Source organism: Arthrobacter sp. Y3221087 (assembly GCF_059089905.1).
The window spans coordinates 448,918-475,897 of sequence record NZ_JBNHFE010000001.1; the positions used below are offsets into that span (position 1 = coordinate 448,918).

24 protein-coding genes and 1 tRNA gene are annotated in these 26,980 nt (G+C 66.2%); 12 read left to right on the forward strand and 13 right to left on the reverse strand.

Annotated features, from left to right (window positions below; translation table 11 throughout):
* Positions 1–140 precede the first annotated feature (140 nt).
* Positions 141–1,154 carry a putative endonuclease domain-containing protein gene (locus tag AC5RUO_RS02095; RefSeq protein ID WP_494102679.1) on the forward strand — a complete coding sequence of 338 codons (1,014 nt, stop codon included), beginning with the start codon at positions 141–143 and terminating at the stop codon, positions 1,152–1,154.
* A 78-nt stretch (positions 1,155–1,232) separates the two neighbouring features.
* Here AC5RUO_RS02095 and AC5RUO_RS02100 read toward each other — a convergent pair whose 3' ends face one another.
* Complete coding sequence (locus tag AC5RUO_RS02100) at positions 1,233–1,610, reverse strand: sterol carrier family protein (RefSeq protein WP_494009925.1); 378 nt, start codon at positions 1,608–1,610, stop codon at positions 1,233–1,235.
* 300 nt (positions 1,611–1,910) lie between these two features.
* Between AC5RUO_RS02100 and AC5RUO_RS02105 the strand changes: the two genes are divergently transcribed.
* The 4 genes from AC5RUO_RS02105 (at position 1,911) to AC5RUO_RS02120 (ending at position 7,571) form a co-directional block, all read left to right on the forward strand.
* Positions 1,911–3,191: a glycosyltransferase gene (locus AC5RUO_RS02105; protein WP_494102680.1), complete on the forward strand. Its 1,281-nt coding sequence runs from the start codon at positions 1,911–1,913 to the stop codon at positions 3,189–3,191.
* Positions 3,188–5,038: a right-handed parallel beta-helix repeat-containing protein gene (locus AC5RUO_RS02110; protein WP_494102681.1), complete on the forward strand. Its 1,851-nt coding sequence runs from the start codon at positions 3,188–3,190 to the stop codon at positions 5,036–5,038. Before AC5RUO_RS02105 ends, AC5RUO_RS02110 begins: the two co-directional genes overlap by 4 nt.
* The gene (locus AC5RUO_RS02115) at positions 5,035–6,117 is read left to right on the forward strand and encodes a right-handed parallel beta-helix repeat-containing protein (protein WP_494102682.1); all 1,083 of its coding nucleotides are present in this window, start codon (positions 5,035–5,037) and stop codon (positions 6,115–6,117) included. Before AC5RUO_RS02110 ends, AC5RUO_RS02115 begins: the two co-directional genes overlap by 4 nt.
* A gap of 62 nt (positions 6,118–6,179) precedes the next feature.
* Positions 6,180–7,571 carry a UDP-glucose dehydrogenase family protein gene (locus AC5RUO_RS02120; protein ID WP_494051720.1) on the forward strand — a complete coding sequence of 464 codons (1,392 nt, stop codon included), beginning with the start codon at positions 6,180–6,182 and terminating at the stop codon, positions 7,569–7,571.
* Here AC5RUO_RS02120 and AC5RUO_RS02125 read toward each other — a convergent pair.
* Together AC5RUO_RS02125 and AC5RUO_RS02130 are read right to left on the reverse strand one after the other, a co-directional pair.
* Positions 7,554–8,570: an asparaginase gene (locus tag AC5RUO_RS02125; RefSeq protein WP_494102683.1), complete on the reverse strand. Its 1,017-nt coding sequence runs from the start codon at positions 8,568–8,570 to the stop codon at positions 7,554–7,556. The genes AC5RUO_RS02120 and AC5RUO_RS02125 overlap by 18 nt on opposite strands.
* A 43-nt stretch (positions 8,571–8,613) precedes the next feature.
* On the reverse strand, positions 8,614–10,182 hold the full coding sequence (locus AC5RUO_RS02130) for a molybdopterin-dependent oxidoreductase (protein WP_494102684.1): 1,569 nt from the start codon (positions 10,180–10,182) through the stop codon (positions 8,614–8,616).
* 100 nt (positions 10,183–10,282) lie between these two features.
* Between AC5RUO_RS02130 and purD the strand changes: the two genes are divergently transcribed.
* On the forward strand, positions 10,283–11,599 hold the full coding sequence (purD, locus tag AC5RUO_RS02135) for a phosphoribosylamine--glycine ligase (RefSeq protein WP_494103362.1): 1,317 nt from the start codon (positions 10,283–10,285) through the stop codon (positions 11,597–11,599).
* Between the two features lies 1 nt (position 11,600).
* Positions 11,601–12,539, forward strand: a complete 939-nt coding sequence (locus AC5RUO_RS02140) for a phosphoribosylaminoimidazolesuccinocarboxamide synthase (protein ID WP_494102685.1) — start codon at positions 11,601–11,603, stop codon at positions 12,537–12,539.
* A gap of 33 nt (positions 12,540–12,572) precedes the next feature.
* Here AC5RUO_RS02140 and AC5RUO_RS02145 read toward each other — a convergent pair whose 3' ends face one another.
* Complete coding sequence (locus AC5RUO_RS02145) at positions 12,573–13,850, reverse strand: helix-turn-helix domain-containing protein (protein ID WP_494102686.1); 1,278 nt, start codon at positions 13,848–13,850, stop codon at positions 12,573–12,575.
* Positions 13,851–13,980: 130 nt separating this feature from the next.
* Between AC5RUO_RS02145 and AC5RUO_RS02150 the strand changes: the two genes are divergently transcribed.
* A complete protein-coding gene (locus tag AC5RUO_RS02150; protein ID WP_494102687.1) occupies positions 13,981–14,223 on the forward strand; it encodes a hypothetical protein in 243 nt (80 codons plus the stop codon).
* A 185-nt stretch (positions 14,224–14,408) separates the two neighbouring features.
* Here AC5RUO_RS02150 and AC5RUO_RS02155 read toward each other — a convergent pair.
* From AC5RUO_RS02155 to AC5RUO_RS02175, 5 genes are all read right to left on the reverse strand, one after another.
* Positions 14,409–14,485: transfer RNA gene (locus tag AC5RUO_RS02155), tRNA-Pro, on the reverse strand.
* Between the two features lie 76 nt (positions 14,486–14,561).
* Positions 14,562–16,388 carry an ABC transporter ATP-binding protein gene (locus AC5RUO_RS02160; protein ID WP_494102688.1) on the reverse strand — a complete coding sequence of 609 codons (1,827 nt, stop codon included), beginning with the start codon at positions 16,386–16,388 and terminating at the stop codon, positions 14,562–14,564.
* Positions 16,385–18,193 carry an ABC transporter ATP-binding protein gene (locus AC5RUO_RS02165; RefSeq protein WP_494102689.1) on the reverse strand — a complete coding sequence of 603 codons (1,809 nt, stop codon included), beginning with the start codon at positions 18,191–18,193 and terminating at the stop codon, positions 16,385–16,387. The genes AC5RUO_RS02160 and AC5RUO_RS02165 overlap by 4 nt, the downstream gene beginning before the upstream one ends.
* A gap of 144 nt (positions 18,194–18,337) precedes the next feature.
* On the reverse strand, positions 18,338–19,282 hold the full coding sequence (locus tag AC5RUO_RS02170) for a metallophosphoesterase (protein ID WP_494102690.1): 945 nt from the start codon (positions 19,280–19,282) through the stop codon (positions 18,338–18,340).
* Positions 19,283–19,284: 2 nt separating this feature from the next.
* Positions 19,285–21,621, reverse strand: a complete 2,337-nt coding sequence (locus tag AC5RUO_RS02175; protein ID WP_494102691.1) for a transglycosylase domain-containing protein — start codon at positions 21,619–21,621, stop codon at positions 19,285–19,287.
* Positions 21,622–21,658: 37 nt separating this feature from the next.
* Between AC5RUO_RS02175 and sp36 the strand changes: the two genes are divergently transcribed.
* The 3 genes from sp36 to AC5RUO_RS02190 are packed head-to-tail and all read left to right on the forward strand — an operon-like array spanning position 21,659 to position 23,276.
* A complete protein-coding gene (gene sp36, locus AC5RUO_RS02180; RefSeq protein WP_009359196.1) occupies positions 21,659–21,814 on the forward strand; it encodes a Sp36 family protein in 156 nt (51 codons plus the stop codon).
* Position 21,815: 1 nt separating this feature from the next.
* The gene (locus AC5RUO_RS02185; RefSeq protein WP_494009939.1) at positions 21,816–22,349 is read left to right on the forward strand and encodes a RidA family protein; all 534 of its coding nucleotides are present in this window, start codon (positions 21,816–21,818) and stop codon (positions 22,347–22,349) included.
* Positions 22,350–22,364: 15 nt separating this feature from the next.
* The gene (locus tag AC5RUO_RS02190) at positions 22,365–23,276 is read left to right on the forward strand and encodes an NUDIX hydrolase (protein ID WP_494009940.1); all 912 of its coding nucleotides are present in this window, start codon (positions 22,365–22,367) and stop codon (positions 23,274–23,276) included.
* A 13-nt stretch (positions 23,277–23,289) separates the two neighbouring features.
* Here AC5RUO_RS02190 and AC5RUO_RS02195 read toward each other — a convergent pair whose 3' ends face one another.
* Together AC5RUO_RS02195 and AC5RUO_RS02200 are read right to left on the reverse strand one after the other, a co-directional pair.
* Positions 23,290–23,478, reverse strand: a complete 189-nt coding sequence (locus AC5RUO_RS02195) for a hypothetical protein (RefSeq protein ID WP_494051710.1) — start codon at positions 23,476–23,478, stop codon at positions 23,290–23,292.
* A 111-nt stretch (positions 23,479–23,589) separates the two neighbouring features.
* Positions 23,590–24,267: a Crp/Fnr family transcriptional regulator gene (locus AC5RUO_RS02200; RefSeq protein WP_009359192.1), complete on the reverse strand. Its 678-nt coding sequence runs from the start codon at positions 24,265–24,267 to the stop codon at positions 23,590–23,592.
* 186 nt (positions 24,268–24,453) lie between these two features.
* Between AC5RUO_RS02200 and AC5RUO_RS02205 the strand changes: the two genes are divergently transcribed.
* Positions 24,454–25,638 (forward strand): MarP family serine protease, encoded by a 1,185-nt coding sequence (locus AC5RUO_RS02205; protein WP_494102692.1) that lies wholly within the window; start codon positions 24,454–24,456, stop codon positions 25,636–25,638.
* A gap of 21 nt (positions 25,639–25,659) precedes the next feature.
* Here the strand turns inward: AC5RUO_RS02205 and aroQ are convergent, their stop codons facing one another.
* Together aroQ and AC5RUO_RS02215 are read right to left on the reverse strand one after the other, a co-directional pair.
* Positions 25,660–26,124 carry a type II 3-dehydroquinate dehydratase gene (gene aroQ, locus AC5RUO_RS02210; protein WP_494102693.1) on the reverse strand — a complete coding sequence of 155 codons (465 nt, stop codon included), beginning with the start codon at positions 26,122–26,124 and terminating at the stop codon, positions 25,660–25,662.
* Positions 26,125–26,175: 51 nt separating this feature from the next.
* Positions 26,176–26,973, reverse strand: coding sequence for a DeoR/GlpR family DNA-binding transcription regulator (locus AC5RUO_RS02215; protein WP_494102694.1), 798 nt, complete (start codon positions 26,971–26,973; stop codon positions 26,176–26,178).
* Positions 26,974–26,980: the final 7 nt, after the last annotated feature.

The window sequence follows — 26,980 nt, forward strand, 5'->3', positions numbered from 1 at the left end:
TTCCCACCCATAGAGTTTTTGTCCACATATGGCGACTTCCGTGGCCGCGAGCCCGCCATTTCTGGACAAAAATTCCCGGAGCCGGGGATCTTGCTGTGGATAAGTGATCACCGGTGGTCCGTTGGTGACTCAATGGATGCATGGGAAGACTTTCACCGTTGCCTCCGGAAATCAGCGATAGGCCCTTCGTCCTTCCGGACGCGGTGCAGGCCGGAATGTCGCCGAGCCGGCTGAAGGGGGCCGATCTTTACCGGCCCAGCCGGGGCATCCGGGTACCGAAGTCTTTTTCGCCCGAAATCGCTGCCCTTGTCCGTTCCCACACGTGTCTCGACACGGATACCTTTGCCAGCCTCACCACCGCCGCGGAGATTCTTCGGCTTCCCCTGCCCCCGTGGGCCGAGTTCCGGCCCGACGGCGGCGGGCCAGTAACCACCGTCGTCGAACCTGTTCCCTGGGGCAAGAAATCAGGCGCGCATTTCCGTGAGCCCGGCAGGTTCCTGCACTTGTCTCGTCGCGGCGGCGGAACGCTTCCCCGGCGCAAAGGAGTTGCGGGTCACCGGTTGAAGATCCGGGACGGTGACCTCATCGATGTTGATAGGTTGAGGCTTACGTCAGTCGCCCGGACGTGGGTGGACCTCGGTTCAATCTTGCCTTTGGATGACCTCATAGTTGCCGGGGACGCCATCGCCAGCGAGCACAGCAGAAGCTTCGGAGAGGCAAGGCTGCCAATGGTATCCCTGCGGGAACTCAGGAAATTCGTGGAAGGGGCGAACGGGATTCATGGCGTGCGCAAGGCCAGGGAAGCACTGGAGCAATTGCGCGTGGGGGTCGACTCACCGCCGGAAACGAGGCTGCGACTGATGCTGGACGACGCCGGCCTGCCGGAGTTCCTGCCCAACTGCCGGGTTGATGATGCGCTGGGCAGACCCGTCTGGACTGATTTGGGCTGTCCCCGGTTCCGGACCTGCCTTGAGTATGAGGGCCTGCACCATCTGACGCCGGAACAGCAGGGGCTGGATGCGTACCGGGACCAGCGCGTTGGTGAGGCCGGGTGGCGGCAGGTGAAGATCAACCGCATCGACATGGAGCGGGGTGCGGAGTGGGTGGTGTCCAGGGTCCGTCAGGCGCTGCGCAAACAGGGCTGGCACCGCTGAGTTTTTGTCCAGATACGGCGGGTTCAGGCGGACATAACTCGCCATATCTGGACAAAAACTTCAAGGCAGGGAAGGAGCTTAGAGGGGGAGGAGCTCCGAGAGGTCCGCGCGCAGCCCGGACGCTGCCACCTTGCCGGCAGCGACGGCCTCCGCCCAGCCCAACTGTCCCGTCACCATGCCAAGCCAGGTGGCGGCGTCGCACTCAATGACGTTGGGCGGGGTGCCGCGCGTATGCCGGGGACCTTCCACGCACTGCGTGACACCGAACGGCGGCACGCGCACCTCCACCGAATTGCCGGGTGCGCGGGCGGTGACTTCCTCCAGTGAAAAGCGCACAGCCGTAGCCAGCACAGTTCGGGGCAGCGGAGCGTCCGACGGCGATTCGGCGGCTTTCCGCCATGCGGCCAGCGCCGCCGCACCTTCCTCAACATCGATCCGACGGCGTGCTACAGCCATGTTTCCGGCTCCCATCCGGTAGGAATTCTCAGTATTGCGCCCTGAATGGGCGAGTAGCGGTCCACCGGAAAGACGGGTAGCCGCAAGGGCAATTAGAGTACCGCGGTGACTGGTGGGATCCGAACCCGATCGAGCATGCTCGTAAGGAAGGCTCATCGAAGAGCCGGCAGCAGAAGCCCGGACCCTCAAGAAACGGGGGCATCATCCAGGGCCCGCCACATCTTTCCGTGGCGGCAAGACCTAGCGCCGGCCGTTCAGCCGGCGATTCCCTCACTGATTTTCCCCAGCGAAGGACTGCCCATGCCTACTCTTCCGCCCTACATCGACGACGCATTCAAGCTACTCATCGGCAGCAGCTTCAGTGAGTTCTACGCAGAATTCTCGCCCTACTTTCCGCTGGCCGTGGCAGGCGTCATCGTCTGGGGCCTCTGGCTGTACCGTTTCGTACTGTCCCACCGGGCAGGCCCCATCGTCACGGACTTCCGGGCGTCGACGTCGGTGATTGTCCCCTCGTTCCATGAGGATCCAGACATCCTGATGGGTGCGCTGGAGTCCTGGCGGCAGCAGAAGCCGGACGAGATCATCATTGTCCTTGATGTGGAGGACCTGGAGGCCCACCAGCGCATCACCGCCCTCGGTGACAGCACCATCCGCCCCGTCCTGTTCCACCACCTGGGCAAAAGGTCCGCCCTGGGAGTGGGCATGCGGATGGCCCGGCACGAGATCCTGGTCCTCACGGACTCGGACACGTGGTGGCAGCCCGGCCTGCTCGCCAATGTCCAGATGCCCTTTGCGGACCCGTTGGTGGGAGCAGTGGGCACCCACCAGAACGTGTACCAGCGGGACACCAGCATCTGGCGCCGCATCGCGGACTGGCTGGTCAACGTCAGGTACCTGGACTATGTCCCGGCCATGGGCCGCGCAGGCGCCGTTCCCTGCGTTTCCGGCCGCACGGCCGTCTACCGCCGAAGCGCGGTGTTGGACGTCATCGAGCACCTGGAAAACGAGTACTTCATGGGCCGCCGCTGCATCTCCGGCGACGACGGCCGCCTCACCTGGCTGGTCCTGGCCTCCGGCTACAGGACAGTCCACCAGTCATCGGCCCGGGCCCTGTCCATGTTCCCCGCCAGCTTCCGGGCGTTCATGAAACAACGTATCCGCTGGAGCCGGAACTCCTACCGCTGCTACCTGACGGCCATCGCCAAAGGATGGCTGTGGCGGGTCCCGTTCGTGACAAAGGTGACGGTCCTGCAGATCCTGCTGACCCCTGTCACCATGGGCCTCACCCTGGTGTACCTCATCTTCCACCGACTGGATCCCACCCCCTTTGGTGTCGGCGCCGCCGCCTGCTGGCTACTCCTCGGCCGTGGGATCCGCGGCATCTCCCACCTTCGCCGGCACCCCAAGGACCTCCTGATCCTGCCGGTCCTGGCCCTGACGGTGATCCTGGTGGCGCTGCCCATCAAGATGTACGCCTTCGTAACCATGAACAAGCAGGGCTGGCTCACCCGCCACGCCCACCAGACGGGCGGCGACGGCCAGGACGCCCGAACCCTCAGCACGGGGGAGGTGGCGGCATGAGGGCCCGGCGGGCCATCGCAGCGGCAGGCCTCACCGCGGTGCTGGGGACAGCGGGCTTCATCTACGCCGGCACCCCGGGCGGGGACCCTGCCGCGGAGGCGCTGGGCCGGAACGAGATAGCGGCCAACGGCAACGTGCAGGGCGTGCTGTACCCGGGCAACCCGGCCAGTGAAGCCCGGCTCGTAGAACAGGAGGATGAACGCCTGGTCTACGTCCGGACCATCGCGTCGGCAGCACGCTGGCGGGTGGAAGGGCTGGAAGGTCCCTACCGGATCCGGACAGGATCCAGTTACACGCTGGTCCTGCCCGCCAGGAGTGAGCCGTACACCGTGGCCGACCTGCTCGCCCTTGCCCCCAATGCCTTCCGCCTGCATTCCGACGGTGCGTACCTGCTGTCCGAAAGTATCGCTGTCCTTGCCGGCGCCACCTTGTCCCTTGCCCCGCCGGACCCTGCTGCGGCCCTGAACCTGCGGCTGGAGAGCGGGCCGGAGACTTTCGTGTCCATCGTGTCCCTCGGCGGGTCCCTCGCGCTCGCCGGCTCCGAACCGGCCCGTGTCAACATCACCAGCTGGGACAGTACAAAGGGCGCGCCCGACAGAAGCACCGTGGACGGGCGCGCCTACATCAGGGTGCTGGGCGGCCACGCTTCCTTCGCCTCCGCGGACGTAACCGACATGGGTTTCTGGAGCGGCAATACCGGTGGGCTTTCCCTCACCGGCACCGACGCTGTGGGCACCTTCACGGGGGAACCGCCGACGCCAGCCGAAACGGAGGCCGCCACCGGCGGCGCCCGTCTCCTGCCGGACGCGGACCTGGCGACCCTCACCCAGGAATCAGCACAGGACTACAGCATGGTGACGGCGGGAATCGACAATGTCCGGCTCCGCAACAACGCCTTCGGCCTCTTCGTTACCAACGCCAGGGACATCGCCGTGCGGGACACCACCATCACCGGAAGCCTCGTCGATGGCCTGGTGCTCCACCGGTTTGTCTCCAACGCCACCATCACCGCCACCATCTCATCCGGAAACGCCGTGGACGGCATCAGCGTGGGACGCTCCACCCGGGGCGTCACGCTGGACGGGGTGCAGGCCGCGGGCAACGGACGGAACGGGATCTCGTTGGACGGGCGCGCCCTGGCGGACGGTCCCAACGCCGTCGGAACCGCCGTCGACGTTTATGGCGGCAACACCGTTGCTGGCAGTACCTTCGAAGACAACGCACGTTATGGGATCGAGGTCATCGGCGGTACCGCGCTGGCGCTCAGGGACAACCGCGTGACAGGCAGCGAATTGGGCATCGTGGCAGCTGACGGCGCCAAAGGCGTCACCATCACGGGAAACAGACTGGCGGACAACGCCCGCCAGTCCATTGCCGTGCGGGACGCGGGCTCCACCGCCGAGGTGAGCGGCAATACCATCACCGGGGGCGACACCGGCATCTATGTCCGCGACGCCGGCGCCAGGATCAGCGGCAACCATCTGAACGGCATTTCCAACCACGGCATCAGCTTGCTGGGGGAGGTGCCCACGACCACGGTGTCCGGCAACTCCATCGCCGGCAACGGGTCCACCGCCATCTGGATGGAAGCCTCGGCAGGAGCGTCGCTGGGCGAAAACGACGTTCTGGCCTGGACTCCTGCGTTCACGGTGGAACGGGCGGTCAAATCCGTTTTCCAGCCCCTTACCTTCATCTGGTTGGTCCTCGCGGCGCTACTGCTGGTCACCGCCGTCGCCCGCGGCAGGAACGCCGAGCGCGTCATCCGCAGCCCCTACGCGGACCACGTCCCGCTGACCTCCCTGGGCAGGGGAGTGGTGGCATACGACGACGTGAGGCAGCCGACGTGACCAGCCGCCGGATCACACCCGGAGCCTGGGCAGCGCTCGCCGCAGTCCTGGCCGCCCTGGTGATTGGAGCTCTGGCCATCATGAGCATTGAGGACACCGGACCCCAAGGCGGCGGCGCACCACCGGCAGGGACGGACGGAAGCCTAGAAGGCCCCGCGCCTTCCGTCGGCGCCAGTGTTCTTGCCGTCCCCGCGCCATGCCCTCCCACGACAGTGACGGTGACGACGGCGGCGGAGCTCGCCGCCGCCCTGGCCGCCCCGGCGCCCGGCACCGTCATTCATCTGGCTGACGGCACCTACCTGGGCAACTTCCGGGCAACCGGGGCAGGAACCGCAGGGCAGCGGATAACCCTCTGCGGCGGGCAGGGGGCTGTCCTTGACGGCGGCGGCGTGGAGGACGGCTACGTCCTCCACGTGGAACAGGCCTCGTACTGGGTACTGCAGGGCTTCACCGTCCGGAACGGGCAAAAGGGTGTCATGGCCGATGAAACAGACCACTCGGTTTTCCAGGGGCTGACGATCGAAAACGTCGGTGACGAAGCCATCCACTTGCGGAAGTTCAGCACCGACAACAAAATCACCGGCAACACCATCCGCGGCGCCGGACTCCGAAAGCCGAAGTTCGGTGAGGGGATCTACATCGGCACCGCGGAAAGCAACTGGTGCGGCGTCGCCTCCTGCGAACCTGACAAGAGCGACAGGAACGAGATCCGGGGCAACACGGTCTCCAACACCACCGCCGAAAGCGTCGACATCAAGGAAGGCACATCCGGCGGTGTCCTGGCCGGGAACGTCTTTGACGGCACGGGCATGACGGAGGCCGACTCCTGGGTGGACGTCAAAGGCAGGGGCTGGAAGATCGAGGCGAATTCCGGCAGGAACTCGCCGCAGGACGGATTCCAGACACACGAGATTATTGACGGCTGGGGCACGGACAACGTCTTCCGCGGCAACGTGGCCGAAGTCAACGGGCCCGGACTCGGCTACTCATTGAAACCCGCGCGCGACAACATCGTCGATTGCAGCAACACAGCCTCGCAGGCTGGCCAGGGACTGTCCAACATCACCTGTACCAGCTAGGGGACCTGCCGGCCATCCGGCGCAACACCCGCTCCTCCCTCCGAGACGGAATCGAGAAACCAATGAACACCCTTCCTTCCTTCAGTGCGCCCAAAATCACGGTGGTCGGGACCGGCTACCTCGGTGCCACGCACGCCATCTGTATGGCGGTCATGGGCTTTGACGTCCTGGGATTCGATGTTGACCAGCGCAAGATCGCGCAACTGTCCGCCGGCGAAGTCCCCTTCTATGAACCCGGGCTTCCGGAGAAGCTGGACGAGGCGCTGGCATCCGGGCGGCTGATGTTCACCACCGACCTGGACGAGGTGGCGCAGTTCGGCGACGTGCACTTCATCTGTGTGGGAACACCCCAGGCGCCCAACTCGTCGGCCGCGGACCTGACCTATGTGGACGCCGCCTTTGCCGGCCTCGCGGCGCGGATCAACCGCAAGGCCCTGCTGGTGGGGAAATCCACGGTGCCCATTGGTACAGCCGCCCGGCTCGCGGGGATGGTTGCGGACATCTCGCCCCTGGGGCCGGAGCTGGAGGTGGCGTGGAATCCGGAGTTCCTGCGTGAGGGGTTCGCCGTGCAGGACACCCTGCACCCGGACCGGCTGGTGTTCGGGGTGGCATCGGAATGGTCTGAATCCATCCTGCGGCAGGCCTTCGAACCGCTGCTGGCGGCAGGCACCCCGCTGATCGTGGCGGACATGCCGACGGCGGAACTCGTTAAGGTGGCAGCAAACTCCTTCCTGGCCACCAAAATCTCCTTCATCAACGCCATGGCCGAAGTCTGCGAGGCAACCTCCGCGGACGTCAGCATGCTGGCCCAAGCCCTCAGCCTGGACGACCGGATCGGCGGCAGGTTCCTCAAGCCCGGGCTCGGCTTCGGCGGCGGTTGCCTGCCCAAGGACATCCGCGCCTTCAAGCACCGGGCCGAACAGCTGGGGGTGGGTCAGGCTGTCAGCTTCCTGGGCGAAGTGGACTCGATCAACAACCGACGTCGCGTCCGCACCGTGGACCTGGTACGGGAACTTGCAGGGGGAAACCTGGCCGGGGTCCGGGTGGCTGCGCTGGGTGCCGCCTTCAAACCGAACTCCGACGACGTCCGCGACGCACCCGCCCTGGACGTAGCCCGGATGCTCTACCTGGAAGGGGCGTTGGTCACGGTGTACGACCCTGAGGCAAATGCCAATGCACACCGGCTGTATCCGGACCTGAACTACGCGGCTTCACTGGCCTCCGCCGTCGGGGACGCCGACGTGGTGGCGCTCCTGACGGAGTGGGACGAGTTCCGGTCCGCCGAACCGGACTACCTGGGCAGCCTGGTCCGGCACCGCCGGATGGTTGACGGCCGGCACGCCCTTGATGCAGGCCGGTACCGTGCCTGCGGCTGGGAATACCGTGCCCTGGGCCGGCCGTACCAGGCCGCACTGGCACGGCAGGAAGCGGAGGGGTCAGTCCAGCAGCGCTGATACGGCGGGTCCGAGCCGGATCCTGCCCACCGGCCGTCCGCCGCCGAGAACCGGTTCCACCACCCGTTCCAGGACACTGGCGACGCCCGGAATGTCGACGGCGCCGGCCGCGGCAAGGAGCGTCAGGGCCACCAGCGAGGTGGCCCTGACGTTGCCGTCCAGGATCTTGACCGCCACGGACACGCCCTGCGCGGTGGCCATGGCCAGGACCCCTTCCGCCCCGATCTTGGCAATGATTCCCAGCTCGTCCATCACCATCGTGTTGGCCTCACCCACGCCCTGGACTGCCCACGGGTAATCCAGCATGGAGGTTGCAATGGTGGCTGCGCGGGCGCTGTATGCCTGGTCGCCTGGAGCCTTGGCCAGCTGCGAGTAGCCCCGGGCCACGCCCGTCAGGGAAACTGCCGCCACCGGGGCGCCGCAGCCGTCGATGCCCAGGTGGGCGATCTTCTCGCCCGTGTATTCCTCGATCACGGTGCGGACCCGCTGCTGCAGCGGATGGTTGGGCTCGAGGTAGCTGTGGGTGTCCCAGCCGTTTTCAGTGCAGGCCCAGAGGAAGGCCGCATGTTTGCCGGAACAGTTGTACGCCAGCCGCGACTTGCCCTTTTCCGAGCGGACCAGCCAGTTCCTGGCCGTCTCGTCCTGTGGCCACGCCTCCGGGCACTGGAGCTGGTCCTCCCGGACACCTGCAGCCTTCAGCATTCCGGCCACCACGTCCATGTGGTCCAGCGATCCGGTGTGGCTGCCGCAGGCAATCGCCACCTGGGCTCCGCGCAGCGGGACGCCGGACTGCATGGCCGCCAGCGCTTGGAACGGCTTCAGGGCGGACCTGGCGTAGATGGGCGTGTGGATGTCGCCAAGCTCGGTGACCACCGATCCGTCGGCGGACAGGAGGACTGCTGAGCCGATGTGCCGCGACTCCACGAAACCGCTGCGCTCGATCACGGCCAGTTCGACGGCGGAGTCCACGGTGAACGTGGCGTGCGGATTGTGCGGCATGGTGCCAGTCTAGGGGCCGCCCGCAGGAATATCGCAGAAGGTGCTACTCCACCGTGACCATCACGGACTGCCAGCCGGACGCACCGTCGGGCACGGGGTCGGCCCGCTGGTCCGTCTGCACCTCGCCGGTGCCGTCCGTGGCCCGGACCTTGATGTAGTGGGCGCCCGGCGCGGCATCCCACTCGTAGGACCATTGGCGCCAGGTCACCAGTGATGCCTCGGTGGACAGCTCAGCCTCCACCCAGTCCGCATTGTCGATCTGGATCTCCACCTTGGTGATGCCGCGGGTCTGCGCCCAGGCCGTGCCGCCCACCGCGACCTTTCCGGCCGGAACCTTGGCGAACGATTTCGGCACGTCCACGCGTGCCATCGTCTTGATGGGGCCGCGCTCGGACCAGCCACGCTCGGTCCAGTACGCCTTGCTGTCCGCGAAGCGGGTCACTTCCAGGTCAACCACCCATTTGGTGGCGGACACGAAGCCGTACAGCCCCGGAACCACCATCCGCACCGGGTAGCCGTGCTCCAGCGGCAGCGGCTCATCATTCATCCCGATGGCCAACATGGCGTCACGGTCATCCTGCAGGACCTCCAGCGGGGTGGAAGCGCTGAAGCCGTCGATGGAGGTGGAAAGCACCATGTCGGCGCCGTCCTTTGGCCGGGCCCGGCGCAGCACCTCCCGAATGGGCAGGCCCAGCCACTTTGCATTGCCCGCCAGGTTGCCGCCCACCGGATTGGACACGCAGGTGAGGGTCACGTGGGACTCGATCAGGTCGGCGTCGAGCAGATCCTGGAAGGTGAGGCGGACCTCCTCCTCCACCAGTCCGTGGACGCGGAGCTCCCATTCCTCGGCGTTTATCTCCGGCACGCTAAGGGCGGTATCGATGCGGTAGAACTCGTCGTTGGGGGTCACCCAGGGCGCCACGCCGGCCACGCCGGACTGTACGCCGGCGGGAACGGGGGGCGCGGCTTTGGCCGGGGACGGCAGCTGGAGGGCCTCCCGGGCCTTGGCGATGTTGCTGCGGGCGGCACCGAGAAGGCGTCCTCCCGTTGCGGCGATTCCGGCGGCCGCCGCGGTAATGCCCGCCGCAGCGAAGAACCGGCGGCGGCTGGTTGCCGGATTGCCTGGGGCAGCATCGGCCGGTGCCTCCGGCCACTGTTTCATGCCATGCAGCGGGGCCAGCAGCCGCCGCAGCACCACCAGGCCAGCGAGCGTTCCGAGCACGCTGGGCACCGCATCCACCGGTTCGACGCCGGCGCGGGTCACCACGCTGGCCACAATCACCGCGCCCATGAACAGGACGCCCAGGACGCCCAGGGCCCACCGCCGGTAGGCCAGCACGCCCAGGACGCACGCGAGCGCGGCGATGGTCAGCCCCATGCCCACAAACAGGGCGGCCTTGTCGTTGGTGCCGAACGTGGCAATGGCGAAATCCTTGAGCCAGGCCGGCGTGAAGTCGATGAATGTTGAGCCCAGGGCGAGCAGCGGTGCTGCCCGGGCGGTGAAGAATGCGCCAGCCAGCTCCGCAACGGCAAGGACGACGGCGGCCGCCGCCACCCCTGCCAGCGCAGACAGTGCGGGTGGGCCTTTGAGCCAGTTCCGAAGCTTCGTCATGGCAGTTGTTCGGAGCGGCACAGGCGGCGGACTTGTCGCGGGATCCGGAAGCGGTCACAGCTTAGGAGCGGGCAGGGTGCACAAAGTACCCTTGGTGACTGTGAAGGTACTCGTCATCGGCCCCGGAGGCCGCGAACACGCCATTGTCCGCTCCCTGCTCGCAGACCCCAACGTGTCCGAGGTCCACGCAGCGCCCGGCAACGCAGGCATCAGCAAGCTGGTCCCCACGTACAACGTCAACGGCAACGATCCCGACGCCGTGGCGGCGCTCGCAACCAAGCTGGCAGTTGACCTGGTGGTGGTTGGCCCCGAGGCCCCGCTCGCCGCGGGCGTTTCGGACGCCGTGCGCGACGCCGGGATTCCCGTGTTCGGGCCCAGCAAGGCGGCTGCACAGCTGGAGGCCTCCAAGGCGTTCGCCAAAGAGGTCATGGCTGAAGCCGGTGTTCCAACAGCCATGGCCATGGTGGCCTCCAATGCTGAGGAAGCGGCCTCGGCGCTTGATACCTTCGGCGCCCCTTACGTGGTCAAGGATGACGGGCTTGCCGCCGGCAAGGGCGTGGTGGTCACCAGGAACCGCGACGAGGCCCTCGCCCACGCGCAGTCCTGCTTCGACGCCGGCGGTTCGGTGGTCATCGAGGAGTTCCTGGACGGGCCCGAGGTCTCCCTTTTCGTGCTCTGCGACGGCCACAACACCGTGGCGCTCTCTCCGGCCCAGGACTTCAAGCGCATTTTCGACAACGACGAAGGCCCCAACACCGGCGGCATGGGAGCATACACGCCCCTGGAATGGGCTCCGGACGGCCTGGTGGAGGAAGTCCTTGAGCGGGTTGCCCAGCCCACGGTCAACGAGATGGCCCGCCGCGGCACCCCCTTCGTGGGCGTCCTGTTCGTGGGACTCGCCCTGACGTCACGCGGCACCCGCGTCATCGAGTTCAACGTCCGCTTCGGCGACCCGGAGACCCAGGCCGTCCTCGCCCGCCTGAAGACGCCGCTCGGTTCCCTGCTCCTGGCGGCCGCGAAGGGCGAACTGGACAAGGCGGAGGAGCTGCGCTGGGCGAAGGAAACCGCCGTCGCCGTCGTCGTGGCCTCGGAAAACTATCCGGACACGCCGCGCACCGGCGACCGTATCCGGGGGCTGAAGAAGGTGGAGGAGTTGGAGGGCGTGCACGTCATCCATGCCGGAACCGCCCTTGACGACCAGGGCAAGGTCATTTCCGCCGGCGGCCGGGTGCTCGCCGTCGTCGCACTGGGCAGCGACCTGGTGGAGGCGCGCGAACGGGCTTACGACGGCGTGGAGCTGGTGCAGCTGGAAGGCTCGCAGTACCGCACTGACATTGCAGGGAAAGCAGCCCGCGGGGAAATCACGGTTCCGTACGGAGCCACCGGTTCCCTGCCCGTGACGAAAGCGAAGGCCTGACATGACGGACACCCCCGCACCGCGCGGCTTCAACACCAGCACCCTGGACCTCCCGGGCTGGAAGCACGTCTACTCCGGCAAGGTGAGGGACCTGTACGAGCCCGCTGACGAGTCCATCGTCCAGCAGGTGGGCCAGGAATGCGTGCTGGTGGTTGCCAGCGACCGCATCAGCGCCTACGACCATGTGCTGTCCAGCGAGATTCCGGACAAGGGCCGCATCCTCACCCAGCTGAGCCTGTGGTGGTTCGACCAGCTGGGCGTGGAGCACCACGTGCTGGCCTCGACGGTTGAGGGCGGCGTGCCCGCAGAGGTCGAGGGCCGCGCCATGATCTGCAAGAAGCTGGACATGTTCCCGGTGGAATGCATCGCGCGCGGCTACCTCACCGGGTCCGGGCTGCAGGAATACCGGGCGTCCGGCACCGTCTGCGGCATCCCGCTGCCGGAGGGGCTGGTGGACGGTTCCAGGCTGGAGCATGCCATCTTCACGCCCTCGGCCAAGGCCGAAGTGGGCGAGCATGACGAGAACATCACGTATGACGCCGTTGTGGCCCTCGTGGGTGATGACATCGCGGGCCGGCTCAGCGAACTGACCCTGAAGATCTACACGACGGCGGAGCGCATCGCGCGCGAACGGGGCATCATCCTCGCCGATACCAAGGTGGAGTTCGGGTACGACGCCGTCTCCGGGTCCATCACCCTGGGCGACGAGGTGCTGACACCGGATTCCTCCCGGTTCTGGGATGCCGCCACCTACAAGCCGGGGCAGGCTCAGCCGTCCTACGACAAGCAGTACGTCCGGGACTGGCTGACATCTGCCGAATCCGGATGGGACAAGTCCTCGGACACGCCTCCGCCGGCGCTTCCGGCCGAGGTTGTTGAACGCACCCGCAGCCGTTACGTCGAGGCCTACGAGAAAATCACCGGCAAAACCTTCGTCTGACCGGAGCCCCGGCTGCTCCGGCGGACGGCCTGGCTAACCGGCCTGCTTGGCGGGTTTGGGGGTTGATCCGGCGCGCTTTTGTGCCAGCCGGATTTCCAGGATCGCGTCCAGCGCCTGCTGGACGCGGTCCCCGGCGCCCGCGGCGCTGAAGGCCTTTTGCGCCTCTTCGAGGTGCACCAGGGCTTCGTCGGGTTCGCCGGCAGCCTTAAGGGACTTGCCGAGCAGAAGCGAAACCTCGCCCGCGGTGTGCTTGGCCAGGGCAGCGCGGTCGGCATGGATCTCGCGGAGTTTTTCGACGGCGGCAACGATGTCTCCGGTGAGGTACAGCCACCGGGCGCGGATGAAGGCGACCTCCAGCGCATCACTCTTGGTCCCGCTGACGATCGAGAAGGCAAGCTCCGCGCGTTCGATGGATGAGAGGGTTTCCGGCTCAACAATGCCGGCCTGCAGCCTGACGGCGGCGGATGCCTTGTTGAAGCGGGCCCACATCTCGATGTCATTGGCGGGGGACAGCAGTTTTGCCGCCCGCTCATGGTGCCGGACGCCTTCCACGTAGTCGTGGCGCATGAACGCCACGTTGCCGATGACCCACGCCACTTCGCCGGCAAGCTGCGTCATGGCCTCTTCATCCACCTGCTCGTGCAGCTTCTGGCAGTACTTCCACGCCTCTTCAAGCCGGCCGCTCTCCGCCAGTGCCCCGATCAGGACCCGCAGGGCGCCGGTGATGATGGTGGAACTCTTCGGCAGCTGCTCGGACAGCCTGACCGCTTCCATTGCCTCCTCCACGGCAGCCGGCAACTGCCCGCGGCGCTGCAGGACTGCCGCGAGCATCTGGTGGGCACGGACGCCCAGCCCTACCGATTCCCGGGCCATAGGGTGCTCGATGAGCCTTTCCACGATCCGCTGGCACTCCGTGAGGTCGTCTTGCCTCATCAGGCACTCGGCCTGCATGTACGTCATGTTCCACCAGGCGCTCGTGTTCCGGCCTTCGAGCGCGAGCTGCGCGGCCGTGGCGGCGTGGCTGGCTGCCAGGGCATAGTCCCGAAGGTCCCAGGCCTGCCTGGCGTAGAGGCCGGCAAGGACGTATTCGGCGTCGCTGGCGGAGATCGGCTGGCTCCACGCCTCCAACGCCTTGGGAGCCAGCTCAAGCCGGCGGGCCAGTTCCTCAATGACCTCCGCGGTGGGCTCCCTGCGGCCGGTTTCGAGCAGTGAAATGTAGCTGGGGGAGTACAGGTCCTTACCCAGTTCGGCCTGCGTGAGGCCTCGCTCCAAGCGCTCCGCCCGGAGCTTCTCCCCGAATCCGTTGCCCACGGGACTTCCTCCTTGTTCCGGACAGCTCAGAAATAGCGCTTGACAGCGCCTGTGGAAAACATTTTACAATGTATGTCAACAAGGGCAGTGCTGACTTTGTAACGAATCCGACTCGTATTGAGGAACCAACATGTTCAAGAAATTGGTCACGGCCACGGTCCTGGCTGGCGCCCTAGCATTCTCTGCCGCGGCTCCGGCCGTACTGTCTGCGGGTTCTCTGGCGGATAATTCCGGTAATGCTGTTGCCACCGGCAACTGGCCGAACCCCATGTCCACCAAGGACAAGAAGAAGGACAAGAGCACCGACACCAGCACTGAGACCAGCGACACCTCGTACACCACGTACACAGGAAACTGGCCCAACCCCATGTAGGAACCTCCTCACCAAGGAGGCGAGGAAAAGCCCCGGAGCCCTGCTCCGGGGCTTTTCTTTTGGTCCAGGTGTAAAGGTTTGGTGATGGATCCGCGTAAGGCCCTTTTGACTTGCATACCGGGAATATTGCGCTAGGTAACGAAACAAAAAAGAGGGCCTTCTCAGAAGACCCTCTTTTTTCTCTTTGGTCGGGATGACAGGATTTGAACCTGCGACCTCTTCGTCCCGAACGAAGCGCGCTACCAAGCTGCGCTACATCCCGATCCGCTGCAAAAGCAACTTTACAAGGATAGCTGATGCCCGGCCTCGATGTGAAATCCGGACCCCGGTACCCGGGGCTAGACCAGTGAGTCCTTCCAGGCTCCGTGAAGTTCGGCGAACCTGCCCCCGCCGCGGATCAGCTCGGTGGGGCTGCCATCCTCCACGACGCGGCCGTCGTGCACCACCAGGACTCGGTCCGCCGTCTCGACAGTGGACAGACGGTGGGCGATGATCAGGGCAGTCCTTCCCGCGGATCCGGTGCCGGTGAGCAGCCGGGCCAGCCCGTTCTGCACCAGCCGCTCGGAGGGGATGTCCAGTGACGAGGTGGCCTCATCCAGGATCAGCACGGCCGGCTTTGCCAGGAAGGCCCTGGCGAAGCTGATGAGCTGCCGCTGCCCGGAGGACACGCGCCCGCCGCGCTTGTTAACATCGGTGTCGTAGCCCTCCGGCAGGGCCATGATGAAGCCGTGGGCGCCCACCGCCTTGGCCGCTTCCTCGATCTCCGCCCGGGAGGCCTCCGGCCGGCCCAGGGCAATGTTGTCCGCCACGGAGCCGCTGAAGAGGAAGGCCTCCTGGGTGACCATCACGATGTTCCGCCGCAGGTCAGTGGTGCTGAGGTTCCGCAGATCCACGCCGTCGAGGGTCAGCGAGCCGGACGTGACGTCGTAGAAGCGGGCAATCAGCTTGGCCAGGGTGGACTTCCCGGCCCCGGTCTGGCCCACCAGGGCGACGGTCTGCCCGGCAGGAATATGCAGGTTCATCGTCGGAACAATGACAGGGCCGTCGCCGTACCGGAACTCCACGTCCCTGAAGTCGATCTCGCCGGCGGCGTCCTTAAGCGCCACGGGATTCCGGGGCGGCCGGACCGTGGGCACCTCTTCGAGCAGTCCCGAGACTTTCTCGAGGGCAGCCTGGGCGCTCTGGAACGAGTTGTAGAACATGGCCATCTGGTCCACCGGCTGGAAGAAGCGCTTGGTGGACAGGATCAGGGCCAGCAGCACGCCCACGGCAAGGTCGCCGCCGAGGACCCGGAAGCCGCCGAAGAGCAGCACGACGGCCACGCAGACGTTGCCGATCAGCACCAGCCCGGGCTGGAAAATGCCGTTGAGGTTGATGGAGCGGACGGTGGCCTGCCGGTAGTCCTCGGCGAGCTGCCCGTACTGTTCGGCGTTCTCCCGTTCCTTCCGGAACGCCTTGACGGCGCGGATGCCGGTCATGGTTTCCACGAAGTGCACGATCAGCCGGGCGGACACCACCCGGGACTGCCGGAACGCGATCTGCGAGTGCTTCTGGTACCAGCGGGCCAGGAAGAACATGGGCACGCCTGCGGCCAGCACCAGCAGGCCGCTGCGCCAGTCCAGGGCGAAAACGGTGACGGCGGTGAACACCATGAACAGCAGGCCCGAGGCCAGCGAGCTCACCCCGGAATCGAGGAGTTCGCGGAGGGCCTCAAGGTCGGAGGTCTGCCGGGCGATGATCCGTCCGGAGGTGTACTTCTCGTGGAATTCCAGGCTCAGCCGCTGCGTGTGCCGGAAGACCCTGACGCGCAGGTCCAGCAGCATCGACTGGCTGAGCTTCGCCGTGGAGGTGACGTACAGGGCGGTGAGTCCCGCCGTCGCGATGGCAGCCAGGAGATACACGACGCCGGTGAGCACCAGGGGAAGGTTGTCCCCGGCGCGCAGCGCGGGCAGGGCGTGGTCGATGCCGAACGCGATGAGTGCCGGGCCCGCCACTCGGGCCGCCTGCGAAAGGACCACAGTGGCGATAGTCAGCCAGAACCGTACCCGCACCGGACGGATCAGGGACCGCAGCAAGGCGAGCGACCGGCGACGTACCGCCCTGCTGTCACTCTTGCTCAGGTGGGCGTTGTCCTCATTGGCGGTGCCGAACGTGGCGGTGCTCATCGGATGGCTTCCTCTGCATGGTCCTCGAGGTCCGAGAGCTCCGAGTCCAGATCCCGGGGTTCCTGGTCCAGGCTGGCGATGACATACCGGTAGTGGTGGTTGCCTGCGAGCAGTTCCGTATGGGTTCCGACGGCGGTGATGCGGCCTTCCTCCAGCAGCGCCACGCGGTCAGCGAGCGCCACGGTGGACGGCCGGTGGGCCACGATCAGTGTTGTGGTGTCCTTGAGGACCTCCCGAAGGCGCGTCTCCACCAGTTCCTCGGTGTGCACATCCAAGGCGGACAGGGGATCATCCAAGACCAGGATGCGCGGCCGCGCTGCAATGGCACGGGCCAGTGCTATCCGCTGCCGCTGGCCGCCGGAGAGGCTGAGGCCCTCCTCGCCGATCAGGGTGTCCACGCCCTCCGGGAGGGAGTAGGCGAAGTGCGCCTGTGCCACATCCAGTGCTTCCTCGAGGACGTGGTCGGTCCGCTCCCGGGCGCCCAGCAGCACGTTGTCCCTGACGGAGCTGGAGAACAGGGTGGTGTCCTCGAAGGCCACGCCCACAATGCGACGGAGTTCCGCGACGTCGAACGCGCGCAGGTCCACGCCGTCGATGGTGATGGCGCCGGCGGTGACGTCATACAGCCTGGGCACCAGTTGGATCAGGGCGCTCTTGCCGCTGCCCGTGATGCCCACCAGGGCCATGGTTTCGCCGGGCCGGACCTCGAGGTCGATGTCCTTGAGGATGGGCTTGTCCGGAGCGTCGTCGAAAGCGAAGGACGCGTTGTTGAAGCCCAGCGCACCGTCCAGCCTCTCCGGCATGCACGGTTCGGGTGGACTGGTGAGGGTGTTCTCCGTGTCCATCACCTCGTAATGGCGGTCGACGGCGGTCTTGGCCGTGAGTGCCATGGCCAGCAGCATGCCCGAGAACTCCACGGGGGAGGCGATGACGGCTGCGGTTGCGAAGAATGCCACCAGCGCACCGATGTCCAGCTGGCCGGTGGCGCAGAGCATCACGCCCACCACCAGCCCGGCGCCGAGGGCGAGCTCCGGCAGGAGCGTGACCACCATGGTGAAGGTTGCCTGGTGCCGGGCCTTCTGGATCTCGGTCTGGCGGAGCTCCTCGGCCTGCTCGTTGAAGCTTTCCAGTGCTTCGCGGCTCCGGCCGAAGGCCTTCAGCACGCGGATGCCGTGAACCGATTCCTCCACCGTGGTGGCGAGGTCACCGGCCTGGTCTTGGCTGCGGCGGGCAACTTTGCTGAAGCGTGTCCGGAACCGGAAGCTGTAGGCCATGATGGGCGCCGCGGCCGCCAGGAAGATCAGCGCCAGCTGCCAGCTCATGGCGAACATGGTGGCAATGCCGATGATGACGGTCAGGGTGGTGACCACCAGCATGATGGCGCCGAAGGCCATCCACCGGCGCAGGAAGTTCAGGTCCGTCATGGCCCGGGACAGCAGCTGGCCTGAGCCCCAGCGGTCGTGGAAGGACACGGTGAGATCCTGCAGATGGCCATACAGGGACACCCGCATCCGGGTTTCCACCGTGGTGGCCGGGTTGATGACGAATTGGCGGCGGAGCGCCACCAGGCCTGCTTCCGCCACGCCGAGGACCAGGATGAGGCCGGCGGAAGTCCAGACCGCTTGCGTGGCGCCGCCTGGCTTCAGGGATTCGTTGATGAGGACCCTCAGGACCTGCGGAATGGCCAGGGCAACCACACTGGCAAGGAGGGCGCAGAGAAGGCCCAGCAGCAGCCGGGGAATGATGGGGCGGACATGGGGATAGAGACGGCTGATGGATCGAAAAAATGGAGTTTGCTCGGCCATGCCCGCTTCTCAAGCTCTGAATCGAAGGTAGTTTCCCTTAGCAACTACCCTATGCCATGGCCTTGGACGATTCACAGGGTTTACAGCCCGGTCGGTACGCTTGCTTACTTATTGCAGTCCGTGATGGCTTGCGGCTGGTGCGGCTCAGGCAGGGGAGGTAAGCGTCAGCAGGACTGCCTCAGGTTTGCAGGCGATCCGGACCGGGGAGAAGCGGGAGGTGCCGATGCCGCCCGAGACGTTGACAGGCGTCGTGCTTCCATTGCTGGACCAGTCATTCAGGCCCTTCGCACGCCAGGTGGGGAGGTCGCAGTTGGACACCAGCGCCCCGTAGCCGGGGATGCAGAGCTGGCCGCCGTGGGTGTGGCCGGCGAGCAGGAGGTCCGCGCCGCTATCGGTGAAGTGGTCAAGCACGCGCTGGTAAGGGGCATGGATCACGGCGATCTTGAGGTGGTCGTTGGCATCCTGGTTGATGGTTCCCTTGGGCCAGCCCGCATAGCGTTCGCGGTTCAGGTGCGGATCGTCCACGCCGGAGAAATCGAAGCGCATGCCATTAAGGACCACTGACTGGTGGCGGTTGGTCAGGTCGATCCAGCCGGCCATCCCGAAGCCCGACCGCAGCCGCGGCCAGTCCAAGGGGAAGGTCTTGGGCTTGACCTTTGACGGCCCCAGCAGATAGGAGGCCGGGTTTTTAGGGCTGGGAGCGAAGTAGTCGTTGGAGCCGGGGACGAAAACGCCGGGAAACTCAAGCAGCGGGCGCAGGGCGGCAAGGAGTGGGTCCACCGCCTTGGCGTGACTCAGGTTGTCGCCGGTGTTCACCACCAGGTCTGGCTGGAGTCCGGCCAGGGACTCCAACCAGGCTGCCTTCTTCCGCTGCCCGGGGACAAAGTGGATATCGCTGAGGTGGAGGATGCGGAACGGGTCCCGGCCTGGAGGCAGGATCTCCAGCGTCTCTTCACGCAGCACGAACTGGTTCTTTTCCCACAGCCCGTACCCGGCGGCGGCCAGTCCGGCAGCCGCCCCGGCTCCCGCGGTGACGGCAAAGCCGCGCCCGATGGTACGGACGCGGCCGGCCAGCGCATTCAGGGCCACGGCTAGCCGTTTCCGTTGCCGTTGTCGTTGTCATCGCCGTTCCCGTTTCCGTTGCCGGTCGGCTGGGGCGCGGGCTGTTGGGTGGGCTGCTGGGCGGGTGCCGGTGCCGGGGCCGGCGCCTGGCTCGCTTGGGGGGCGGTGGTGGCGGGCGTGGTGTTGCGGTTGGAACCGTTGAGCAGGTTGCCGGGCGGTGCCGGGAACGGCTCCGTGCCATAGGCGGGAGCGATGCGGGACATGAAGTTGGAGAACATCGGGCCGGCGATCATGTAACCGTCGATGCCCTTGTAGAACTTCCCGTTTACGGTGATGTTCTGGCCCGGCCGGTTCTGGGCGCCCAGCGGATCACCAAACCAGGCCGCGGTGGCCAGGCCGGTGGTGTGGCCAACAACCCACGTCGATTCATTCATGTTTGACGTACCGGTCTTGGCGCCGATGGGGAAGTTGGTCCGGGTGGAGATCCGGGGCTGGATCAGTGAGCCGGAACCACGGTTGAGGACTTCCTGGAGCGCGTAGTTCACGCCGCGCGCAACCTCAGGCTTGACGGCGTCCCGGCAGCTGGTGGACTGTGCCGGCAGCTGCTTGCCCGTTGCGTCAGTGACGGAGGTGATGGCGATGGCCTCGCAGAACTTGCCGTCGTTCGCGAAGGTGGCGAAGGCGCTGGCCATGGTCAGCGGGGAGGTCTGCGTGGAGCCCAGCAGGTTGCCCAGGAGGGACATGTTGATCTTCGGGTTCGGGTCCCCCTCAGCGGGCAGGCCGCCGTGGAGGCCGGTGGCGTCCACGATCTTCTGGATCCCGCAGAAGTCCAGCTGGGCCGCCGAGGCGAAGGTCACGGTGTTGATGGAGTTGTAGAGGCCCTCAAGGACGGACAGCGGGCGGTACCACTGCGGCTCGGCGTTCTGCAGGTCATCAGCCGTGCCGAGGCCCTGGTTCTTCTGCGCGGTGCTGTAACCGCCGGTCACCTTGCCGCAGGTGTGGCGCCAGGGGAAGCTCAGGGGGTAGACGCGCTGGGCCGAATTCACCACGGTGTTCATGGACTTGCCCTCGTTGAGCCATTCGGCGAACGTGAAGGGCTTCATGGTGGAGCCGGGCTGTGCGCCGCCCAGGCCGTTGAGGTCGTTGCCGTCCTTGTCCAGCTTGTCCACGTTGAAGTTCACCTGCGAGTCGAAAGAGCCCTCGGCAGGCAGGAAGGTGGTGTTCTGCGCCATCGAAATGATCTTGCCGGAGTTGGGCTGCACGGAAACCATGGCAGCACCCCACTTGTCCGGGTTGGCGCCGGCGGAGGCGTTGACCTGCTCCTGGGCCGCGGCCTGGGCAGCCGGGTCCAGGGTGGTGGTGATGGTCAGGCCGCCGCCGTAGATGAGGCGCTGGCGCTCCTTGGGGTCCGCGCCGTAGGCAGGATTGTTCTCCAGCAGGTGCAGGACGTAGTCACAGAAGTACGGTGCCGTGGAAGCGTAAGCGCAGCCCTGGCGGGCGGGGGTCACTTTGGTTTCCACGGGAGTGGCCACCGCGGCGTCGTAATCGGCCTGCGTGATCCTGCCCTGGTCCAGCATGAGTCCCAGCACCAGGTCGCGGCGCTGCTTGGAGCTCTCCGGGTTGTTGATGGGATCGAACGCGGACGGGCTGTTCACGAGCCCGGCCAGCAGTGCGGCCTGGGGGAGCGTGAGGTCCTTGGCGGAGGTGCTGAAGAAGAACCTGGAAGCAGCCTCGATGCCGTAGGCGTCCCGGTTGAAGAACACGATGTTCAGGTAGCCCTCAAGGATCTGCTCCTTGCTGAATTCCTTTTCCAGGGCGATGGCGAGCTTCATTTCGCGGAGCTTGTCGCCCACGCCCTTGTTCACGCCGTTGAGCTTGATCTGGTCCTCGTTGCCCTCGGCCGCGAGGTTGGCGTTCAGGACGTTGTTCACGTACTGCTGCGTGATGGTGGAGGCACCCTGGCGGTTGCCGCGCGCGGTGCTGACCAGCGCCCGGAGGATGCCGGTGGTGTCCACGCCGCCGTGATCATAAAAACGGCTGTCCTCGACGGCGATGACAGCTTCCTTCACGAACGGTGAGATCTGGTCCAGGGCGACCTTGGTGCGGTTCTCCGTGTAAACGTTGGCAATCTCGCTGCCGTCCGCCGCCAGGATCCTCGTGGTCTGGTTCGGCGGGTCAACCTTGAGCTCCGCCGGAAGTGTGTCGAAGAACTCGATGGAACCGCTTGCAGCACTGCCCGAAACTGCGGCCGCGGGGACCAGCAGGCCAGCTACCAGGACACCGCAAATCGCACTCACGCCAAGGAAAACTAGGATCTTTCCGAGGGTGGTGGCAGTATCGAATAAGGGGTTCTTACGAGTCGCCATGTTTTCCACTTTACCGGCAACGACTAGTCTTTCTCTCATGACCAAATGGGAGTACGCGACGATTCCGCTCATTATCCACGCCACAAAGCAGATCCTGGACCAGTGGGGAGAGGACGGCTGGGAGCTCGTCCAGGTTGTCCCCGGCCCCGACGGCAACGGCCTCGTTGCCTACCTGAAGAGGGAGAAGCAGTAGCATGAGCACCCCCGCAGAAGCCCGTTCCGGCGCGGCTACACAGCCCGTTTCCGCCGTCGAGCAGCGCCTCGCAGAACTCGGATTGACCCTTCCCCAGGTGGCTGCCCCCGTGGCCGCCTACGTCCCGGCCATCATCTCCGGCAACCACGTCTACACCTCCGGGCAGCTGCCCTTTATTAACGGCAAACTCGAAGCTACCGGCAAGGTGTCGGCAGGCGCCGAGGGTGCCGCGGACGAGCCCACAGTGTCCCCCGAGGACGCCCAGCGCTACGCCGCCGTATGCGCCGTGAACGCACTGGCCGCGGTCAAGAGCGTGATCGGCGACCTGGACCGGATCACCCGCATTGTTAAAGTTGTGGGCTTCGTCTCCTCGGACCCGTCCTTCACCGGGCAGCCGGCTGTCATCAATGGCGCGTCGGAATTGCTGGGCCGCGTCCTCGGTGACGCCGGCCAGCACGCCCGTTCCGCCGTCGGCGTTGCCGTCCTGCCGCTCGACTCGCCGGTTGAAGTCGAACTGATCGCCGAATTCAGCTAGGACCGGTCGCTTCCCTTGCCACAGCTCGCCCGACGCCTTTTTGCACTTCCCCAGGATCTTGAAGGGGCAGCGCAGAGCTGGCTCGAACACGGCGAACGCACCCCGCGCGCCGCGCGCTTTGCCTCCTCCGTGGTCCTGCTGCGGGATTCCCCCACCGGCCTGGAAACCTGGCTGGCCTACCGGCCAGGTTCCTCGCCGCTGGGGGTCCTTGCGTTCCCCGGCGGTTCCCTGGACGCCGCCGACGACGATCCGATCGGCTGGCTGGGCCCGTCACCGCAGTATTGGGCCGAGCAGATGGGGACGGACGACGTCGGGCTTGCACGACGGCACGTGGTAGGCGCCATCCGCGAACTCTTCGAGGAGACGGGCGTGCTGCTGGCCGGCCCGGACAATGCGGGCACCGTCGAAGCCACCTCCACCCCGGAGTGGATGCGCGCCAGGCTTGCGGTGGCCGAGCAGGAAAAGACGCTCGCGCAGGTCCTGGAGAAGCGCGGGCTCTCGCTCCGGACCGACCTGCTGAAATCCCTCGTCAACTGGCGCAGCCCCGACTTCGCCCACCGCAGGTTCGACACCCGCTACTTCGCCGCCACGGTGCCGCTTGGCCAGGAGCCGACGCTGCTGGAAGGCAAGGGAGTCTGGGGCCGGTGGGTGAACGCCGCCAAAGTCATCGAGGAACGGAACAGCACCATCCTCGGGGAAGAGGTGGGCCAGGAAAACACGGTGGGCCGCACCCTCGGCGAACTGATGGTGCCGGGGTCCGAGATCATGCTCGAGAAGATGGCCACGGCCAACGGCTGCATCGCCTACCTCAGCTACAAGCGCAAGGCCCACGTGTACCAGCCCACGCTGGTGGTGGAGGACGGCAGGATGCTGCTCGAAGTGGAAGCGGCGAAGACCATGCCCGGCGATCCCCAGCGCGAACGCTGAGTGCCGCGGAACGCTAGATCCTGGGCAGCGTGGAATAGGGGCGGCTGGGCAGCGTCCCGGCTGTCCAAGGCCGGATGGAGGGTTCCGGCGGAATTTCGCCCCGGCCGTCGCGGATGACGAGGACTATCGTTCCGGCAATGGCGGCCACGGCGGCCACGCCCAGCAGGATCAACAGGACAAACATAGCCACGGACATTGCCATGCACCTCTGGCTTCCATTTTACCGCCCGTAGTTCCGGCCGGGATGGAGTGTGCGCAGTCAGGGCGCAGCGAAAAGGCCGCCCCGTGGGGCGGCCTTTTGCTTGGCTTTTGCCTAGCGGGAGCGCTGGCGGAGGCGCTGCATATCCAGGATGACGACGGCGCGGGCTTCCAGCCGGAGCCAGCCGCGCTGGACGAATTCGGCGAGGGCCTTGTTGACGGTTTCGCGGGAGGCGCCCACCAGCTGGGCCAGCTCTTCCTGCGTGAGTTCGTGGGCGACCAGGACGCCGTCGGTGGCCGGGCGGCCAAAGCGGTCGGCCAGGTCCAGCAGGGCCTTGGCAACGCGGCCCGGAACATCCGAGAAGACGAGGTCGGAGAGGGAGTCGTTGGTGCGGCGCAGGCGGCGGGCCAGGGCCTGCAGCAGCTGGGCCGAAACCTCGGGGCGGGTGCGCAGGAGGTTGTTCAGGCTCTCGTTCTTCAGGCCTGCCAGCCGCGTTTCGGAGACGGCGGTGGCCGTGGCGGTGCGCGGGGAGGGGTCGAACAGGGCCATTTCGCCGAACAGTTCGCCCGGGCCCAGGATCGCGAGGAGGGATTCGCGGCCGTCGGGGGAGGTGCGGCCGAGCTTTACCTTGCCGGAGACGATGAAGTAGAGCTGGTCACCCTGGTCGCCTTCACGGAAGACCGAGGCACCGCGGGAGAGGTCCACCTCGGTGAGCTCGTCCGTCAGCAGCCGGAATGCGTCGTCGTCAAGCGTGGCGAAAAGTGGTGCTCGGCGCAGTACCTCGATGTCCATAAAATCTCCTGAGTAAAAGTATCGGCTGTGGCGCTTTTGCCATTGTTTCAGAATTTTCAAGGTTCTGTGACGAACTTGGCACCCGATCCGCCGTGATGACGGGCTCACTGACTCCGCAGGCGACCCCGGAAGATTGTCAGGGAGCGCCATTAGAATGAGGTTTCAACTGTTAATAAGGAGCCCCTCGTGGTCGGCTTGACTGTCCTGGACCTGATCCTGATCCTGGCGCTGCTGTCCTACCTGGTCTACGGCCTGCGCAACGGCTTCCTCGTCACGGCAGGCGGCATCGCCGGTTTCGCCGCCGGTGCGGTGGCCGCATTCTTCGCCGTTCCCCTGGTCAGCGGCTTTGTTGAGGACTCCGGCTGGCGGCTCACCGCCATTGTGGCGGCCGCCGTCGTCCTTGTGGTCCTGGGACACGGTCTGGGAACTATGGTGGGACGGCAGATCCGGGGTGCCGTGCGGATCCGGCCGCTGCGTGCGGTGGACCGGGTTGTGGGCGGCGCCGTGAATGTCGTGGTGTCGGCGCTGGTCATGTCCATGCTGGCGTTCAGCATCAGTTCGCTGGGTGTCCCGCTGGTGTCCCAGCAGCTGGCCGAGTCCAAGGTCATCCGCTTCATCGACGGTCTGACCCCCACGCCCGTCAAGGCCACCATGGCTGAGCTCCGCTCCGCGGTGATCGGGAACGGGATCCCCACCCTCATCGAGGGGCTGGAACAGGGCCCCGCCGTGCCGGTGCCCAACGCCAGCACTGACACGCCTGCCCTCAACCGGGCGGCAGAATCCGTCCTCCGGATCGCCGGGACCGCCTACGAATGCGGCCAAAACCAGACCGGCACGGGCTTCGTAGTCTCCGAGGACCGGGTGGTCACCAACGCGCATGTGGTGGCGGGAGTGTCGCAGCCCGTGGTGGAAATGTCCGACGGCGGCGCGATGCCGGGGCGGGTTGTCTACTTCGACACCAAGCATGACATCGCCGTGCTGGCCGTGGAGGATCTGCCCGCGCAGCCGCTGCCCCTGAGTGCGGATCTCCCTGGCGGCAGCCCGGCCGCGTTCGCTGGGTACCCGCACGGCGGCCCGTTCCAGTCCAAGCCGGCCACGGTGCAGGACATCACCACGGTGCTGGTTCCGGATATCTACGGTAGCAACCCCACGCCTGAGGAGATCTACCGGCTGGCGGGCGACGTGCAGCCGGGCAACTCCGGTGGACCGCTGCTCACTACCGACGGTGCGGTGGCCGGCGTGATCTTCGCCAAGGCAACGTCGGATACGGACATGGGTTTCGCCATCACCATGGACGACCTCAACCCGGTGGCCGCGCAGGCCCCCGCGCTGACGGCAACTGTGTCGTCGGGCCAGTGCATCCAGAAGTGACGGTCCGCCGGAGCTGTCCGTCTAGAGGACCTCGGCCAGGTAGTCGATGGCCAGCCGGTACCCGGTAACGCCTGCTCCGACAATCACTGCCGAGCACACGGGGGACAGGTAGGAGTGGTGCCGGAATTCCTCGCGCTGGTGAACGTTGGTGATGTGCACCTCGACGGCGGGAAGCTGTACGGCGGCGAGGGCGTCGCGAAGCGCCACGGACGTGTGCGTGAAGGCGCCGGCATTGATGACGATGCCGGCGGCGTTTTCGCGGGCGGCGTGGATGGTGTCCAGTAGAACGCCTTCATGGTTGGACTGGACGCACTCCGCCACAAAGCCGTGGGCCTTCGCGGCCGCCGCGGCCAGGTCCTCCACGTCGGAAAGGGTGGAGGTGCCGTACTTTTCCGGCTCACGGGTGCCCAGCAGGTTCAGGTTGGGGCCGTTGATTACCAGGATGGTGCCGCGGCCGATATCGGTGGCGGAGGAAGGTTCGGTCATGGGTGCCAATCTATCCTTAGGTGACGGGGTGCTGTGCATGCTCCGCACCTGTCACGGTTCCCGCCAGGCGGGTGCAACCCGAAGCTTGGTCTTTTCACCGATTATGCGTTGGGCGTCGGCACCAAGGCCCGCATCGCTGATGACCTCATCCACGTCGTCGAGGGCGGCGATGGAGCTGATGCCCAGCATGCCCCACTTGGTGTGGTCGGCCAGGACAACCGTCTTGCGGGCTGCCGCCACGAAGGCGCGGTCTGTCTCCGCCTCGAGAAGGTTGGGCGTGGTGAAGCCCGCGTCAGCGTCCATGCCGTGGACGCCGAGGAAGAGGATGTCCAGGTGCAGCTGTTTCAGCGCGCCGGTGGCGATGGGACCCACCAGGGCATCCGAGGGCGTGCGCTCACCACCGATCAGGATCACCGTGGACGCGTAGCGCGCCGATCCGGACGACGACGCGTGGTGGAACAGGTCGGCGATCCGCACGGAGTTGGTCACCACCGTGATCCGGGGACCAGCGGCGAGTTCCTTGGCCAGCGCCCAAGTGGTGGTACCGGCGCTCAGGCCCACCGCCATGCCTTCCTGCACCAGCGCCGCGGCCTCCACGGCGATGGCCCGCTTCTCCGCGGTCAGCTGCGTGGATTTCTGTTCAAAGCCGGGCTCGTACGTGCTGGCATCGCCCGGGAGCTTGGCCCCGCCGTGGATGCGCTCCAGCTTGCCGCCCTCCTCCAGCTGCTCGATATCGCGCCGCACGGTCATGAGGGACACGCCAAGCTGCTGGGCAAGGTCCGAAACCCGCACCACCCGTTCACGCTGGACGGCGTCCACGATGGCCTGGTGACGTGCAGCGGGAAGCATCAGGGCG